Below are 15,880 nucleotides of genomic sequence, written 5' to 3'. Positions count from 1 at the left end.
AGCGTTCAATCTGAGCCATGATCAAACTCTTCAATTAAAGATTTTGATTTAGCGTCCTACTCCGAAGAGCAAGACGTACTCAATGAATACTGAATTGATAATTTAGTCCGAAGACCAAATTACTCTGCATGTTGTGCAGTCACTCAGTAGCATCGAGAAAATGATGATTTCTCAATCCTGCGTGAGTGCCCACACAGATTGTCTGACAAATTTTTAAAGAGCTTCGCTCTTAACTAACGCCGCAGGCGCTTTGTTAAAGAGCATTGCCTTCGCTGTTCGGCTTAGCCGCTTCGCTCAAGGCAGGAGGCGTATTCTAGTGAATCCCTCGTGGTCGTCAAGGCGTTTTTGCAAACTTCTTTTCGACCGTCGACATTTTAATCTGTGGGGCCTGAACCCCGATGGTGGCTGGCTTCGCATCTCGTTGAGTTGCTCGCTGTGCCCCGTCGACAGGAAGCGCATTATAGGGAGCGGATTCCGTCGCGCAAGGGGTTATTTCAGATTTCTTACCAAGCGGTCAGAGTCTGAACGATCCGCCTATTATCCAGCCTATAAACGCCAAAAAGCGCACCTTGGTGCGCTTTTTGGCAGTGCGGCCAGCTCAGAAGTGCACTACGCCATTAATGAACCAGCCACTGATATCCACGTTGCTGGTCAGATCGCCGACGTCATCTTCATCCACGTCGATGGTGATGCTGCGGTATCCCGCCTCCACACCCAGGTCGAGCGCGACCAATCCCAATGTCCAGCCGAGCTTGGCCTGGTAATCGAGAAAGCTGGAATCGGAGTAGCCAATCCCCTGCACCTCAGCGGCGACATACAGCCCCGTCAGGGGCAGGTCCACCCGAGCGGCGCCATAGACAAGTGGTACCCATTCATCCAGGGTTTCATCCACCGTCCCGGCCACCCAGTCCTGGATCCCCTCGTTGTAACGGATCTCACTGGTCACATCGAACTGGCGGGCGGTTAATCCCAGGTCCAGATCGAAGCCGGTATCCCACAGCTCGTAATAGAGGGTGATGTCGTTGTGACGATAATCCAGACTGGTGTCGGTGATTGACCCTTTTGGGATCGTCACGCCGCCAAAGCTGACGTCGCGACTCAGCTCACCGCGACCGCCGTTGTCATAGCTTAAGGTCGCCACCTTAATGTTGGGGATCAGCGGAATGGGGTGCTCAAACGCCACGTAGGCCTGATAGCCGCCTTCGCTGTCTTTAAAGCCCAGCTCCTGCTCCAGGTCGATGGCATCCCGCCCCAGGATACCGCTGGCGTCTCCTGAAAAGTAACCGGCCCCGGCATAGATACCGAGGAAATCCGCCTGGGCCGTCGGCGCCAGCAACACGCTGGCACACAGTGCGGCGGTCGCACTCATGTACTTCATTATCCTTAACCTCTTAATGTCCTTTATCAGCCCATTAGCTTCGGGCGTGCCCACTCTACCAATCACAGCTGACTGTTTTAAGCCTCAATCTATGATGGCGACCATAGGAAGGGGGATCCTAACCGGCTACACTCAGCTCTCGACTCAATACAGACAGGGATCCTCATACCATGAGTGACGTCTTCCACCTTGGCCTGACCAAGGCCATGCTGCAAGGTGCCGAACTGGCCATTGTTCCCGGCGACCCGGAGCGGGTTAAGCGCATCGCGGCGCTGATGGACAACCCCACCCCCTTGGCCGCCACCCGCGAGTTCACCAGCTACCTGGGTCATCTGGACGGCCATGCCGTGGTGGTCTGCTCCACCGGCATCGGTGGCCCCTCCACCTCTATCGCGGTCGAGGAGCTGGCCCAGCTTGGGATCCGCACCTTTTTGCGGATCGGCACCACCGGTGCCATTCAACCCCATATCCCGGTGGGGAGCCTGATCGTCACCCAGGGCTCGGTGCGCCTGGATGGCGCCAGCTTCCACTTTGCCCCGGCGGAGTACCCGGCGGTGGGCGACTTCTACTGTAACCGTGCCCTGGTCGAAGCCGCAGAAGCGGCAGGCCACAGCCCGTTTTTGGGGATCACCGCCAGCTCCGACACCTTCTACCCGGGCCAGGAGCGCTACGATACCTTCACCGGCCGGGTCAGCCGCCGCTTCCAGGGCTCGCTGGAGGAGTGGCAAGCGCTGGGTGTGCTCAACTACGAGATGGAGTCCGCCACCTTGCTGACCATGTGTGCCGCGCTGGGCCTCAAGGCGGGCTGTGTTGCCGGGGTGATCGTCAACCGCACCGAGCAGGAGATCCCGTCACCAGACAAAATGGCCAAGACCGAACAGGATGCCATTGCGGTGGTGGTAGACGCCGCCCGCCGGCTGTTGAGCTGAGGCTCAATCCCAGACAATAAAAAAGGCCGCTCCGAAGAGCGGCCTTTTTACGTCATCGTTACGATGGGCGCTTAGAACGCCTGAACGATCACGTACAGAAACATGCTGATACCACCGAACACTACGGCGGTGATGCCGTCGAGGCTGAATTTTTTCTTGCTCATTGCTACGCCCTTAACAATCGGAAAACAAACCGTGAATCGGTCTTTGCATCGATTATATCGAGGGTTAAGGGGGCAGAAAGTAAAACCGCTAACGGCGATGCGGAACTTTTAACCGGATCACGCTACGCCAGGGCTTGTTGCAGTTGGCTCAGGTTCTGCTGGGCCCACTGACGGTCTATCCCACCCCAGTCGCTGACCTGGTAGTAGCCATCGTTGTGGCGAACACCGTCCTCAATGAAGGCGATGCTGACACCAAATCCCGGCAACGCCTTGATGATGTCCTGGATGGTACGGCGGGGCCAGCCCAGGTGTGACATCAGCGCCGGTACCGAAGGGCGGTCAAGCTGCTCGATGGCCAGCAACAACAGGGCCCGTCGACAGAAGGTGGGATTCAGGTCCATATCAGCCTTAACTTATTAAAATTCAACTTTTTAACCATAACCCGAATGGATCGAAAAAGTGCGCCTTGCGGCGCACTTTTTTGCTCAATGTTCGAGGAACAGGTAGTTCTGCCAACTCTTCATCCGTAATAGCACCCGTCGGATGATGGAGACATGGGTGAAGGAGTCGGAATAGACGGCGATCTCCGCATGAGCACCATCCGGCAGCTGGTACTGATCCAGATCCTCCTCCAGCACCACGCTGACAAAAGAGCGCCCGCGGCGCAGCAACAGATCGGAACTGAGCAGCTGGCCGGTGGCCTGAACCTGACCTTCAGCGATGTTGGGAAGGACCTGGTCCACCTTGCCCTTGAACACCCGACCCGGGATCGCCTCGAAGATCACCTCGGCATCATGTCCCTCTCGCAGACGCAGCAACGATTTCTGGTTAAAGGCCCCGATCAGCATCGATTGGTCCTTATGGATAAACACCATCACCGGTCGCAGCGGCAGAGGCACCGCCATCATGCCCGGGCGCAACGCCACCTGGGTAACGTAGCCATCGTCCGGGGCCCGTACCACGGTTTCGGACAGGTCGTACTCCGCCTTCTCCAGCGCCGATTGGGCCGCGGTCAGGGTCGCTTCTGCAGCAAAGTAAACCTGACGGCGATTATCCAGTTCCAACTCGGTGAAGGCGCCGCCTTTCTTGAAGCCCTCTTCATAACGCTTAAAGGCACTGAAGGTGCGATCCCGCTCCGCCTGAGCCGCCTCACGTTGAGCGTCGGCCTGGTCACGCGCCTCACGGTAGCGGGTGTCATCCAGCCGGAACAGCACATCGCCTTTTTGCAGCATCTGGTTAGGGGTTACCGGCACTTCCGTTACCGGGCCACGTACCGAGGGCACGATGGGAGTCGAGACATACACCTCACGAGCCATCGGGGTAAAGGGGTGGTTGTAGTTCATCAACAGCAGCAGCGCGCCGATCAGCACCACGCCCCCCAGTACCGCGGTGGGTACCGTCCACTTGTTCAGCGGGATCTTGAACACCTTGAAGATCCCCACGCACAACGCGGCATAAGTCAGAATCAATAACAGATCCATCAGCTATCTCCCTGCATCCGGTTCAACTGCGCCCGCAGCTCCGCCACCTCGGCTTTTAACTGCGCCATGTCCGACTCCAGTTCCGCCTCCTGTTGTTCCAGCGCCTCCTGGCGCTTAACAAAACCCCAGCCCCGCTCGGGACGGTAGAGGGTGGCCCAGATCCACAGGAAGGGCCAGATGGCGTGCAGCGTGAACAGGCTGATCCAGCCCGCCACATGGATGGCATCCTGGTGCGGGTGGTCACGGTGTTTGGCAATCTCATAGGGGATGTCGTGGATGGCGATGATGCCGTAAAACAGCACCAGTGCGACAAAAACCAGCAGCCCCAAGGCGAAGTAGTCTAGAAACATCCAAAGCTCCATTTTGGGCAGGGAGAGACTGCCTACAAGCTTGAAGCAGCGAGCACTATTCGTCCAGAAACTTTTCTCACTAATAAGAGTAAGTTGAAGATTTTCAGAACACTGTTTTCTGGCGTTCCGTCGGTGGTTAGTTCAACTCACTAATGGCGCCCAAATCAAAACAAAAACCTGTTTTAATTCATCACTCTAGCTTTAACCCGTGCGCTCTCTCACTGTTCCGTCCACTTGCTCTTTTCCCAGATGAAAGAATAAAGAAAAATCGTCACAGAAATAGACCTTTACTGGATGCCAACACTCATATAGTTTTCACAGCGATGAGTGATCCACATGGACGAGGGAGTATCTTATGAGTGCCAGCCAGAGCTTTTCTTGCGTACAGAAGTTTTTTGATGACCGCCACTTTCCCCGCGGTTTTCGTCGCAGCGGGTCTTTCACCATTACCGAAGCAGACCTGCTAGAGAGCTGTGGCTTTGCCATGCAGGAGCTGAGCGAGGGCAAACGTGAGCCCATCTGCCCGGAAGAGGAGGCCTTTGTGCAGTTTGCACAGGGGGCACGCCCGGCAGAGACCCAGTTGGAGAAGATCTGGGCCAAGTACCTCAAGGCCAGCAAGGGTAAAAGGATCCACACCGTGGGCAACGCCGCCCCCAGCACAGGTGGACGAGCCCCGGCAAAATCCGTGGCCGCCCTGACCGCCGAATAACCGAAAACGCCCGCACCTCGCGGGCGTTTTTTGTTGGCTGTCTCTACCGTTGCCGGCTCCGGTAACGGTAGCGGCCGCATGCACTCTGCCGTCAAGGCTTGGTCTTTCTCCGCTCGAGCCCTGTCAGGCCCCATATGGGTCGGACAATCGCCCTCGCTACCAGCGCCAATCGGCCAAAGTCCACTGCCAGCCGACAACCCTTCAGCCCGCTATCCACGGGTAGTTGTGGAGGATCCGTCACCAACATGGCAAGATAGCGCCAGCAAACCGGTATCCAACAATATTGACGACAGGGAATGTTTTCCGAGCTAGAGCACGGTGTGGCACTGCCTCCCAGCGAGGAGGTGGCTGATGCCATTGACCAGATCGCCAAGGAGGCGGCAGATGTGAAGGGCTTTTGCCAGTCACTGCAGCTGCTGTTGTCCCGTCACCTGCCTGTCGATAGCCTGACCCTGGCCGATCTGGTGGGCCCACAACCCCAGCTACTCTGGTACCAGGACCGCCGCACCCCGACCGCCCCCACCAGTCTGGCCGACAGCCTGACCCATACCCTGCTGCGCCACGGTCGCTCCATGATCCTGCATCAGATGGAGATCAGTGGCCTGCTCAGTCGGCGTCAACTGCGCCTGCACGGCACCATGCCCCACAGCTGGGCGGGGATATTGATCCAGGTAGCGGGTCAACCCTATGCCTCCTTGGCGATGCAGGTCTACGAAGGGCAGCGCTACGACAATCGACAACTGCGTTGGCTCGACCAGATCGCGCCCACCGTTGGCCGCGCCCTGCTGCAGCTCAATCAACGCCAACAACAGCAAGCCCAGGCCCGGGTCGTGCGCCAACAGGCCCAGGCAGAGCAAACCCTCAAGGTGATGTGCGACATCACCGAGCTGTGCCAATCCGATGCCCCCTTGGATCAGCTCTACCAGGATTTCCATCGTCTGCTGGCGCAACTGATGCCCGCCAGCAACTGCTTTATCGCCCTGCTGGACGACGAGCAGACCCTGCACTTTCCGTTCTGCCTGGATCAGCTGGAGCAACGCCCCAGTTCCCGCCAGGCCGGACGCGGCCTGACCGAATACCTGCTGCGCCAACCCGGGGCCTTGCTGCTGACTGAATCCCAGATCAGCGAGCTGCTGCAGCTGGGCGAGATCGAGGCCAGTGGCCAGCGGGCCCAATGCTGGCTCGGTGCCCCCCTGCACTACGCCGGCCAGACCCTTGGAGCGGTGGTGCTGCAGGATTACCGCGACAGCCAGACCTACGGCGAAGAGCAGCTGTCGCTGTTTCGCTACCTGGCCCACCACATCGCCAATGTGATCGGCACCCGCCGGGCCCAGACCCAGTTGGCGCAGAATCAGCAAGCCCTGGAGCAGGCGGTGTTGGCCCGCACCGCGGAGCTGGAGCGGGAGATCCATGAGCGACGCCGGGTGGAAACCCAGTTGCGCCATGACACCCTGCACGACGACCTGACCGGGCTGCCCAACCGGGCGATGATCATGCAGCGGCTCTACCAGGTGCTGTCGATCAAGGCCCGCCAGGACGACTTCAACTACGCCCTGCTCTACCTTGATCTCAACCGCTTCAAGGTGATCAACGACTCCCTCGGCCACCTCACCGGCGACACCCTGCTAAGCCAGGTGGCCAAGCGACTGAGCGACTGTCTGCGTGGCTCCGACACCGTGGCCCGCCTCGGTGGCGATGAGTTCGCTATCCTGCTGGATCACCTGCAGTGCAACGACGATGCGATCCAGACCGCGCGACGGATCCACGCGGTGCTGACCAAGCCGTTCTACATCGATGGCGAGGAGATCTACAGCGGCGCCAGCATCGGTATCGCCCTGGGTGACGTCAGCTACCAGGAGCCCTCCGAGCTGCTGCGGGATGCCGACGTGGCGATGTACCGCGCCAAACAGGGCAGTGGCAGCGCACCGGTGGTGTTCGACGCCAGCATGCGCGACGCCGCCCAATATCGGATGAAGCTGGAGAACGAACTGCAGCGGGCGCTGGAGTTGCAGCAATTCGAGGTGCACTACCAGCCGGTTTGGCGGCTGGACTCACAGCAACTTATTGGCTTCGAGGCGCTGGTGCGCTGGCGCCACCCGGAGCGGGGCCTGCTGCCACCGGGGGACTTTATCGAGGTGATGGAAGAAACCCGCCAGATCCTGGCGCTGGATCGCTGGGTACTGGATCAGTCCTGCCAGCAGTTCGCCCGCTGGCAGGAGAAGTACCCACGCCTGCAGCGGGTGGGGATCAGCGTCAACCTCAGCTCTGAATGGTTCAACCGCAACGATGCGTTGGACATCATCATGCAGACCCTCAAGGACACCGGGCTGCCGGCCCAGGCGCTGCTGCTGGAGATCACCGAGCGCTCGCTGATGCACCACCCGGAGCAGGCTGCCCAGATCCTGGGACAGCTGAGACGGATGGGGATCCGGCTGATGATGGACGACTTCGGTACCGGTTACTCGTCGCTGAGCTACCTGCACCGGCTGCCGCTGGACGTGGTCAAGATCGACCGCAGCTTTATCGCCCGGATGCACCAGGATGCCCGCGCTGAGGCGGTGATCGAGGCGATCCTGCGGCTGGCCCAGGCACTGGGGATGAAGGTCAACGCCGAGGGGATCGACAACAAGGAGCAGGTTCAGCGACTGCAGGCGATGGGCTGTCACTACGGCCAGGGTTACCTGCTGGGCCGACCGCTGCCCGCCGAGGCGGTCAGCGACTTCCTCGCCGGCAAGCTCTCCGGCTAACACGGCAAAGACACAAAAAACCGGCCTAATGGCCGGTTTTTTATCTCTTTCAACGAAGCGAGGATCAGCAGACGTTCAGTACCTTGATCGCCAGGCCGCCACGGGAGGTCTCGCGGTATTTGGGATGCATGTCCTTGCCGGTCTCGTACATGGTGGCGATCACCTTGTCCAACGACACACAGGGATCGGAGTTGCGGCGCATCGCCATCCGGGTGGAGTTGATCGCCTTTACCGCGGCGATGGCGTTGCGCTCGATGCAGGGCACCTGCACCTGGCCCGCCACCGGATCGCAGGTCAGCCCCAGGTGGTGCTCCATGGCGATCTCCGCCGCGATGCACACCTGGGACGGGCTGGCGCCCATCAACTCGGCCAAACCGGCTGCGGCCATGGAGCAGGCCACACCCACCTCACCCTGACAGCCCACCTCGGCACCGGAGATGGAGGCGTTCATCTTGTACAACGCACCGACCGCCCCTGCCGCCAGGTAGAACTTGGTGTACTGCTTCACATCCACCTTCTCGATGAACTTGTCGTAGTACGCCAGCACCGCCGGGATGATCCCCGCGGCACCATTGGTGGGGGCAGTCACCACCCGGCCACCGGCGGCGTTCTCTTCCGAGGCTGCCAGGGCAAACATGTTGACCCAATCGATGATCGCCATGGGATCGTTGCTGATCCGATCATGGGCGATCAGCTGACGGTGCAGCGCAGCGGCACGGCGCGGCACCTTGAGCGGGCCAGCCAGCAGCCCCTCGGTGGCGCAGCCGCGCTCGATGCATTCGCGCATCACGTTCCACACCTGGCCAAAGCCGGTGTAGATGTCCGCCTCGGCGTGATAGACCTTCTCATTCTCCATCATCAGCGCACTGATGCTCATGCCGGTTTCCCGGGTCAGCGTCAGCAGGCTTTCGGCGTCGGTGAAGCCATAGGGCAGCGGCTTGAGGTTGCTGTCCGGCTTGCCGAAGTTTTCCTCGTCCACCACAAAGCCACCACCGGTGGAGTAGTAGGTCTTGGTGTAGACCAGCGCGTCGCCGCGGTAGGCGTGGATCGCCATGCCGTTCTCGTGCAGCGCCAGGGTTTCCTCATGGAAGTGAACCGACCCGGTGGGGAAGTCCACCACCTGGCCGTGGCCCAGAACAAGACGTTCGCTCTGCTCCACCCGCTGGATGAAACCCGGGATGCTGTCGATGTCGACGCTCTCCGGGCTGTTGCCCGCCAGGCCCATGATAATGGCGATGTCGGTGTGGTGGCCCTTCCCGGTGAGGGAGAGGGAGCCATAGATATCCACGCTGATGCGGGTGACACCCCGCAGCTGCGCATTGGCGTGCAGGTCGTCCACGAACTGCTTGGCCGCCTTCATCGGACCCACGGTGTGGGAGCTGGAGGGGCCAACGCCAATCTTAAAAATATCAAACACACTGAACATCAGGGGAAACCTCAGAAATCATGAGAAAAAAGCCGGAGCGGGTGACTCCGGCCTTGAAAGAGTCTGTCTGGATTCGAATTAGAACAGCAGACCACGCACGATGGCGGAGATGGCGATGATGCCCATCACGGTCACGAACACGTTGGACAGCTTGCCGCTGTACTTCTGCATGCTCGGAACCTTCTTGATGGCGTACATCGGCATCAGGAACAGGATGGCGGCGATGAACGGCGCACCCAGGTCTTCAATCATGCCCAGTACAGACGGGTTGATGATGGCCACACCCCACACGGTGAGGAAGAAGAACGCCACCAGGGCCTTGTCGAATTTCTTCTCGCCCAGGTTCTCAACCACGGAGGGAGCCGCTTTCTTAACGATGCCCGCCAGGCCCTCTTTGGCACCCAGGTAGTGACCGAAGAAGGAGGAGAAGATGGCCAGGAAGGCTACCAGCGGACCCAGTACGGAGATCAGCGGGGAGTTCAGCTCGTTGGCCAGGTAGCTCAGGATCGGCAGATTGGAGTCCTTAGCCGCGGCCAGCTGCTCCGGAGACAGAGCCAGGACGCAGGAGAACACGAAGAACATCACGAAACCCAGCAGCATCACGGAGGCACGCTTGAGGATCATGTCGGACTTGGCAACCGCATCAGCACCGTGGGCTTCACGCTGCGCCAGTGCCATGGAGGACACCGCCGGGCTGTGGTTGAAGGAGAAGATCAGCATCGGGATGGTCAGGTACACCGCCACCATGGTGGCGCTGAAGGACGGCGCCGCGGAGAAGCTCATCGCCTCGAAAGACCACTGCGGGATCAGGTAGACGGACATCGCCAGCAGGATGAACACCAGCGGGTATACCAGCATCTCGGTGGCCTTCAGCATCAGGCGCTGACCCAGGATCATTACGCTCATCATGGCAGCGACCAGCACACCAGACAGCAGCCAGCGCGGCATGGAGGCCAGGCCCAGCTGGTTGACCATGAAGGAATCGATGGTGTTGGTGATGGCATTACCGTAGATCAGTACGATCGGGTAGATGGCGAAGAAGTACAGGAAGGTGATCAGCAGACCGGCGGATTTGCCGAAATGCTCTTCCACTACCTCGGTGATGTCGGCGCCGCTCTTGCCGGAGGACAGCACGAAGCGAGCCAGGGCACGGTGCGCCAGGTAGGTCATCGGACCGACCAGCAGGGCGATGATGATCAGCGGCCAGAAGCCTTCCAGGCCAGCGCGGATCGGCAGGAACAGGACGCCCGCACCCACCGCGGTGCCGAACATGGAAAGGGACCAAGTAAAGTCTTGCTTGGTAAAGGCTACCGCTTTGGTGTCGGCGGCAGTTGCAGTGGTGTTTTGCTGCATTAGTTTCACCTATGGAAGTTCGAGTTAGCGGGCACAAGAATAGGGATTCTGACGACGGATAACGTGATTCAAATCACCTTCAAAAAGATCTTTAGTGACCACGCTCACAGAGCGCCAGCAAAGATCGCAATCACCACCGATTGGTCAGACCACTTGCCCGTGAGCCAGATCACAAGCACAAAAAATGGGCGTGATCTGCATCACGCCCACGATTCCACTGGCAAAGCCCCTAGGCTGCCGACAAATTAACCATTTCGGGTGATTTCAACTCAGCGCCAGGCGCAAGCCCAGGATCAGCAGCAGCACGGCAAAGCTGCGTTGCAGCCACAGCTGCGACATCTTTGCCCCCGCCGCCGCACCAAAGCGCACGCACTGGGTGCTGATCAACACGATGCCAAACAGCGCCGGCAGGTAGACATAACCCAGGGTCCACTCCGGCAGGTCCGGGTGGCCCCAGCCATTGATGATGTAGCTGCTCACGCCCCCCAGGGCGATGGGTAGGGCCAGGGTTGCCGAGGTACCCACGGCGCGGGTCATTACCACTGAGCACCAGCGCAGGTAGGGTACGCTCAAGGTGGCCCCACCGATGCCGAACATGGCAGAGAGGCCGCCGATCACGCCACCACTGGCGGTCAGCCCCATCGGCCCGGGCAGGCTGCGCTCGCTGTTGGGCTTGAAGCCGAACATCATCTTGGCGGCGACCGCCAGTAGGAAGAAGGCCAGCAGGTTCTCTAGCAGGGCCGGGGCCATCCGATCCGCCACCAGGCCCCCGAGATACGCCCCCACCAACACCCCGGGCAGGAACCGCTTCACCACCGCCCAGTCAACGTTCCCCCGTTTGTTGTGGGTGTGGATGGCACTCAGGGAGGTAAAGACGATGCACGCCAAGGAGGTGCCGATCGCCATATGCAGGTAGACGGTGTCAGGCATGCCCAGCAGGGTGAAGGTGGTGATCAGCACCGGTACGATCACCAGGCCACCACCAATGCCAAACAAGCCGGACAACAGGCCCGCCACCGCACCCAGGCCCAGATAGAGAAGGAGGGTCAACATCGACAAGACACCCAAAGCAAAAAAATCTCGCGCCATTGTCGCAGTGGTCATGGCAAAATAACAGGCTCATTCTGGAGTTAAATCAACGCATGTCGACAAAAACACTGGCGGTGGCCTCGGCCAATCCGGTCAAGATCAACGCGGCCGAGCAGGCCCTGAGTCGTGCCTTTACCGACACCCATTGGCAGGTCAACGCCCAGCCGGTCCCTTCCGGGGTGGCGGAGCAACCCCTAAGCGAAGCGGAGACCCGACGGGGCGCCGAACAGCGGCTGCAGGCACTGATGGCCCAGTGTCCGCAGGCGGATTTCTTCGCCGCCATCGAGGGCGGCTACGACCGCATCCAGGGTCAGCCTTTTACCTTTGCCTATATCGCCATCAGTGACGGTAAACGCACCCAGGTGGGTCGCACCGGCACCCTGCCCCTGCCGGAGTCCATCGGCCAGGCGCTGGAGCAGGGGGGCGAGCTGGGGCCACTGATGGACCAGCTGTTCAACGACCACAACATCAAGCAGAAAGGCGGTGCCATCGGCGTGCTGACCCAGCACCTGGTGGATCGCACTGGCATCTACCGGGATACCCTGTGCCTGTTGCTGGCACCCTGGCTGCATCCAGAGCTGTTCCGTTAACCCCCACTTTACCGCGGGATCCGCCGTTGCTAGCCTCAGGCTATGCCCGGCGGTTGCCGACCAACCCAAACCCGAGAACCCATGAGCTTTGACCCAGACGCCCTCAGGGCCGAGTTCCCCGCGTTGAGCCAGACCGGCACCGTCTACCTGGACAACGCCGCCACCACCCACAAGCCCCAGGCGGTCCTGGCGGCGATGACCCGCTTCTACCAGCAGGACAACGCCAATGTGCACCGCGGCGCCCACCGTCTCTCCGCCCGGGCAACCCGGGCGTTCGAGGGCGCGCGGCATCAACTGGCGGAGTTTCTCAACGCCCCCGCCAGCGAAGAGGTGATCTTCACCGGCGGCACCACCGACGGCATGAACCTGCTGGCCAGCAGCCTGGGTCAGATGGTGCTGACCCCGGGGGACAGCGTGTTGATTGACGGCTGGGCCCACCACGCCAGCATTGTGCCCTGGCAGCAGGCGGCGCTGCGTGCCGGTGCCCAGCTGGTGCCCATCCCGCTGTCCGAGCGCGGCGATCTGGACGAAGCTGCCTTTATGGCACTGCTGCAGGACAAGCCCAAGGTGGTGGTACTGACCCAGATCTGCAACGCCCTGGGCAGTCGTACCCCGTTGGCTCGCTGGCTGCCGCTGGCCCGGCAAGCCGGTGCCCTGACCGTGGTGGACGGGGCCCAGGCGGTGGGCCATGAGCCGGTGGATCTGCAGAGGTTGGGCTGCGACTTCTACGCCTTCTCCGGCCATAAGATGTATGGTCCCACCGGCATCGGTGTGCTGTGGGGACGGGCCGATCTGCTCGACGCCATGCCCCCTTACCGCTTCGGCGGTGAGATGATCCATAAGGTGAGCTTCGAGCAGACCAGCTTCAATACCCTGCCGTTCAAGTTCGAGGCGGGCACCCCGGCCATCGCCCAGGCCATCGGTCTGGGGGCCGCTGCCCACTGGCTGCAGCAGCAGGACCGCGCTGCCATGGCGCGGCACGAGGCCCAACTGCTGGCCCGGGCCCGAACCGGTCTGAGCCAGCTGGACGGCGTCACCCTCTACAGTGCCTTTGACGATAATGTCGGTGCCCTGGCCTTCAACCTGGACGGCGAGCATCACCAGGATGTCGGGATCTGGCTGGATCAGGCCGGTATAGCAGTGCGTTGTGGCCACCACTGCTGCCAGCCGCTGATGCAGCAGCTGGGGATCAGGGGCAGTTGCCGCATGTCGGTGGCGGCCTACAACAGCGAGGAGGAGATCGAGGCCTTTCTGGCCGCGCTCAATGACTACCAGGAGTTTCTCTATGACGATGCCTGACGCCAACGCCTTTCTGTGCTCGCCCCTGGGCAGCGAGATCAGCCAGCAGGGGCTGACCGAGGAGCTGCTGAGCCAGCCCCACTGGCAGGCCCGCTACCGGGTGCTGATGAAACTGGGTAACAGGATGGAAAAGCTGGACGCCAGCTGGCATCGCGAGGAGGCCGAGGTGTCCGGCTGTGAGAGCACCACCTGGCTCTATCACCATCAGCAGGAGGGGCGCCATTACTTCCTGGCGGACTCGGACTCGCGCATTGTGCGCGGCCTGCTGGTGCTGGTGCTCAGCGCCAGCAATGGACAAAGCGGCGATGCCATCGCGGCAGTTGACTGGCAGCAGTGGTTCGGCGCGCTGGGCCTGGCGGATCACCTCAGCCCGTCACGCAGCAATGGTCTGGCGGCGGTGGTGGCCAGGATCCAGCAGTGCACCCAAGCCGGCTAACGACTCAATGAGGGGCTGCCGAACTGGCTCTCCAGGGTCAGGCGCAGCTCCCAGTTGGGTTGGTAATCGAACTTCTTGGGGTAGGTCAGCTGCGGCTCTACCTCGTAGAACAGCCAGCTGCGCAGGAAGTTGCGGCGGTAATTGGCACCAAAGCGCACGATCTCACTCTCCTCCTCCTCATCCCGGGTCGCCCCGGAAAAGGTGAAGAACACCGACATGGCGCTGCGCTCAGTCAGCTTGACGCCGTGGGCCGCGGTCAGGCTCCACTCCAGCCCATCGGTGGATTCGCCAAAGCGGGCCCGGCTGCTGACACGATAGCCGTGATCGTCGTACAACCGCTCCCATACCACTCGAGTGGTCTCACTCAAGCCATCGCGGGATTCCGCCTTGAGCTCCTGGCTCAGGCGCAGCACTGTGCGGTCATCCAGTGAGTGAAAGTAGCGGGCCCGGGTACGGGCGAAGGGATCCAGTCCGGAGTTAAGGGAGACACCCAGGTCAAAGGAGAGATCCCAGACCCGGTAATCCAAGGGGGTCCAGCGCAGCGCCGCCCGGGTGGAGGCCTCACTGCTGTCGTCATCGAGATCCCGCAGGTTGCTCAGCTCGCTGTCCTCATCGGACTCGATCAACAGCTTGAGCTGCTCCCGGGTCTTGGGCAGGTGGTAGGCGGCGGACACCCGCAGCTTAAGGCTGTTGGATTCCCGCTCCAACATCTGCTGTTGCAGCCGCAAACGAAACCAGGCATCGGCCTGATCCGCCGCATCGGAGGGGCCAAAGAAGGCATCGAACCAGGCGGCGCTGGTTTGACCCCGGCTCGACAGCAGGGTGTGCGCCTTGTCGAACCAGCGCTGCTCCTGCTCGGTGACGGGATCCTCGATCTCCGAGGCCTGCTCGGCCTTTTCCTTTATCGGGATGTTGTTGGCTGCCAACAGCGATGCGGCAACCAACAGCCAGGGGGACGGCATCGCAACTCCGGGAATAACATCTTATTAACCAATGATATCCTTCCCGAAAGCGGAAACCAATCGGCTACGCTTGGCGGCGCCCCCGCTCTGCCAGCTTGAGCAGCACCCGACTAGCGGCAACAAAGCCAAAGGTGCCGGTGACATTGGTGACAGCGCCAAAGCCGCTGGCACAATCCATCGCCTTGGGGCCCTCGGCTCCGGCCTTGGTCAGGCAGACGCTGCCATCGGCACCGGGGTAGCGCAGCTGCTCATCGGAGAACACGCACTCCACCTGGAAGCGACGCTTGGGGTTCTTGGAGAAGTTGTATTCCCGCCGCAGCAGGTTGCGCACCTTGGCCGCCAGCGGGTCCTGGTAGGTTTTAGCCAGGTCCGCCACCTGCACCCGGGTCGGGTCCAGTTGACCGCCGGCGCCGCCCACGGTCACCAGGCGCAGCTTACGCCGCTTGCAATGGGCGATCAGCGCCGCCTTAGGCTTAACCGCATCGATGCAATCCACCAGGTAGTCCAACCCGTCGGGCAACACCTCATCCAGGTTGTCCAGGTCGACAAACTCCTCCACCTCGTGCACCACACAGTCGGGATTGATGGCGCGGATCCGCGCGGCCATCACCGCCACCTTGGACTGACCGATGGTGTCGCTGAGGGCATGGATCTGCCGGTTGGTGTTGGTGGTGCAGATGTCGTCCAGATCGATCAGGGTCAGGGTGCCGATGCCAGAGCGGGCCAGCGCCTCTGCCGCCCAAGTACCGACCCCACCGATCCCCACCACGCAGACATGTGCCTGGTGGAAGGTGGTCAGGGCATCGACGCCATAGAGTCGGCCGATACCGCCAAAGCGCTGCTGATAGTCGGGAGTCATTAGATGCCCTCGTGGAAAATGAAAGGCGAGGAGTATAGCAGCAGCGGCCCGCAGACAAAATCGGGCCCAAACCCACCACCCTAATTAGCTAAACACTCATCCGCAAGG

Annotated in this window: 15 protein-coding genes; 6 read left to right on the top strand and 9 right to left on the bottom strand. The window is 60.9% G+C overall.

The features are described from left to right. Positions 1 to 598 precede the first annotated feature (598 nt). Entirely contained in the window at positions 599 to 1,369 is a 771-nt protein-coding gene (locus tag BUC04_RS22540) for a TIGR04219 family outer membrane beta-barrel protein (RefSeq protein ID WP_067665406.1), read from the bottom strand. A 179-nt stretch (positions 1,370 to 1,548) separates the two neighbouring features. On the opposite strand from BUC04_RS22540, the gene udp reads away from it, so the two are divergent. Further along, entirely contained in the window at positions 1,549 to 2,307 is a 759-nt protein-coding gene (gene udp, locus BUC04_RS22535; protein WP_067665403.1) for a uridine phosphorylase, read from the top strand. Between the two features lie 286 nt (positions 2,308 to 2,593). Here udp and BUC04_RS22530 read toward each other — a convergent pair whose 3' ends face one another. The 3 genes from BUC04_RS22530 to BUC04_RS22520 form a co-directional block, all read right to left on the bottom strand. Then, complete coding sequence (locus BUC04_RS22530; protein WP_067665400.1) at positions 2,594 to 2,872, bottom strand: helix-turn-helix domain-containing protein; 279 nt, start codon at positions 2,870 to 2,872, stop codon at positions 2,594 to 2,596. An 84-nt stretch (positions 2,873 to 2,956) separates the two neighbouring features. Further along, positions 2,957 to 3,952: an efflux RND transporter periplasmic adaptor subunit gene (locus tag BUC04_RS22525; RefSeq protein WP_067665397.1), complete on the bottom strand. Its 996-nt coding sequence runs from the start codon at positions 3,950 to 3,952 to the stop codon at positions 2,957 to 2,959. Further along, positions 3,952 to 4,302, bottom strand: a complete 351-nt coding sequence (locus BUC04_RS22520; RefSeq protein ID WP_067665394.1) for a DUF3302 domain-containing protein — start codon at positions 4,300 to 4,302, stop codon at positions 3,952 to 3,954. The genes BUC04_RS22525 and BUC04_RS22520 overlap by 1 nt, the downstream gene beginning before the upstream one ends. 355 nt (positions 4,303 to 4,657) lie before the next feature. On the opposite strand from BUC04_RS22520, the gene BUC04_RS22515 reads away from it, so the two are divergent. Together BUC04_RS22515 and BUC04_RS22510 are read left to right on the top strand one after the other, a co-directional pair. Further along, positions 4,658 to 5,011, top strand: coding sequence for a MaoP family protein (locus BUC04_RS22515; RefSeq protein ID WP_073326164.1), 354 nt, complete (start codon positions 4,658 to 4,660; stop codon positions 5,009 to 5,011). 296 nt (positions 5,012 to 5,307) lie between these two features. Next, positions 5,308 to 7,758, top strand: coding sequence for a putative bifunctional diguanylate cyclase/phosphodiesterase (locus tag BUC04_RS22510; protein WP_067665391.1), 2,451 nt, complete (start codon positions 5,308 to 5,310; stop codon positions 7,756 to 7,758). A gap of 64 nt (positions 7,759 to 7,822) precedes the next feature. On the opposite strand, the gene BUC04_RS22505 is transcribed toward BUC04_RS22510, so the two are convergent. The 3 genes from BUC04_RS22505 to BUC04_RS22495 all read right to left on the bottom strand — a co-directional run bounded on the left by BUC04_RS22505 (position 7,823) and on the right by BUC04_RS22495 (position 11,590). After that, entirely contained in the window at positions 7,823 to 9,184 is a 1,362-nt protein-coding gene (locus tag BUC04_RS22505) for an L-serine ammonia-lyase (RefSeq protein ID WP_067665388.1), read from the bottom strand. A gap of 78 nt (positions 9,185 to 9,262) precedes the next feature. Then, entirely contained in the window at positions 9,263 to 10,537 is a 1,275-nt protein-coding gene (locus BUC04_RS22500) for an aromatic amino acid transport family protein (protein WP_067665385.1), read from the bottom strand. 264 nt (positions 10,538 to 10,801) lie between these two features. Next, positions 10,802 to 11,590 carry a sulfite exporter TauE/SafE family protein gene (locus tag BUC04_RS22495; protein WP_067665416.1) on the bottom strand — a complete coding sequence of 263 codons (789 nt, stop codon included), beginning with the start codon at positions 11,588 to 11,590 and terminating at the stop codon, positions 10,802 to 10,804. A gap of 89 nt (positions 11,591 to 11,679) precedes the next feature. Here BUC04_RS22495 and yjjX point away from each other — a divergent pair, with 89 nt between their 5' ends. The 3 genes from yjjX (at position 11,680) to BUC04_RS22480 (ending at position 13,951) form a co-directional block, all read left to right on the top strand. Then, positions 11,680 to 12,216 carry an inosine/xanthosine triphosphatase gene (yjjX, locus tag BUC04_RS22490; RefSeq protein ID WP_067665382.1) on the top strand — a complete coding sequence of 179 codons (537 nt, stop codon included), beginning with the start codon at positions 11,680 to 11,682 and terminating at the stop codon, positions 12,214 to 12,216. Positions 12,217 to 12,297: 81 nt separating this feature from the next. Next, positions 12,298 to 13,515: an aminotransferase class V-fold PLP-dependent enzyme gene (locus BUC04_RS22485; RefSeq protein WP_067665379.1), complete on the top strand. Its 1,218-nt coding sequence runs from the start codon at positions 12,298 to 12,300 to the stop codon at positions 13,513 to 13,515. After that, positions 13,502 to 13,951 (top strand): SufE family protein, encoded by a 450-nt coding sequence (locus BUC04_RS22480; RefSeq protein ID WP_234977483.1) that lies wholly within the window; start codon positions 13,502 to 13,504, stop codon positions 13,949 to 13,951. The genes BUC04_RS22485 and BUC04_RS22480 overlap by 14 nt, the downstream gene beginning before the upstream one ends. On the opposite strand, the gene BUC04_RS22475 is transcribed toward BUC04_RS22480, so the two are convergent. Next, the gene (locus BUC04_RS22475; RefSeq protein ID WP_067665376.1) at positions 13,948 to 14,913 is read right to left on the bottom strand and encodes a hypothetical protein; all 966 of its coding nucleotides are present in this window, start codon (positions 14,911 to 14,913) and stop codon (positions 13,948 to 13,950) included. The two genes, BUC04_RS22480 and BUC04_RS22475, sit on opposite strands and share 4 nt — an antisense overlap. 64 nt (positions 14,914 to 14,977) lie before the next feature. Further along, positions 14,978 to 15,772, bottom strand: a complete 795-nt coding sequence (gene tcdA / locus BUC04_RS22470) for a tRNA cyclic N6-threonylcarbamoyladenosine(37) synthase TcdA (RefSeq protein WP_067665373.1) — start codon at positions 15,770 to 15,772, stop codon at positions 14,978 to 14,980. Positions 15,773 to 15,880 lie beyond the last annotated feature (108 nt).

It is taken from the genome of Ferrimonas marina (assembly GCF_900129905.1).
Classification (GTDB): domain Bacteria; phylum Pseudomonadota; class Gammaproteobacteria; order Enterobacterales; family Shewanellaceae; genus Ferrimonas; species Ferrimonas marina.
This window is presented reverse-complemented; position numbering and strand designations above follow the sequence as displayed.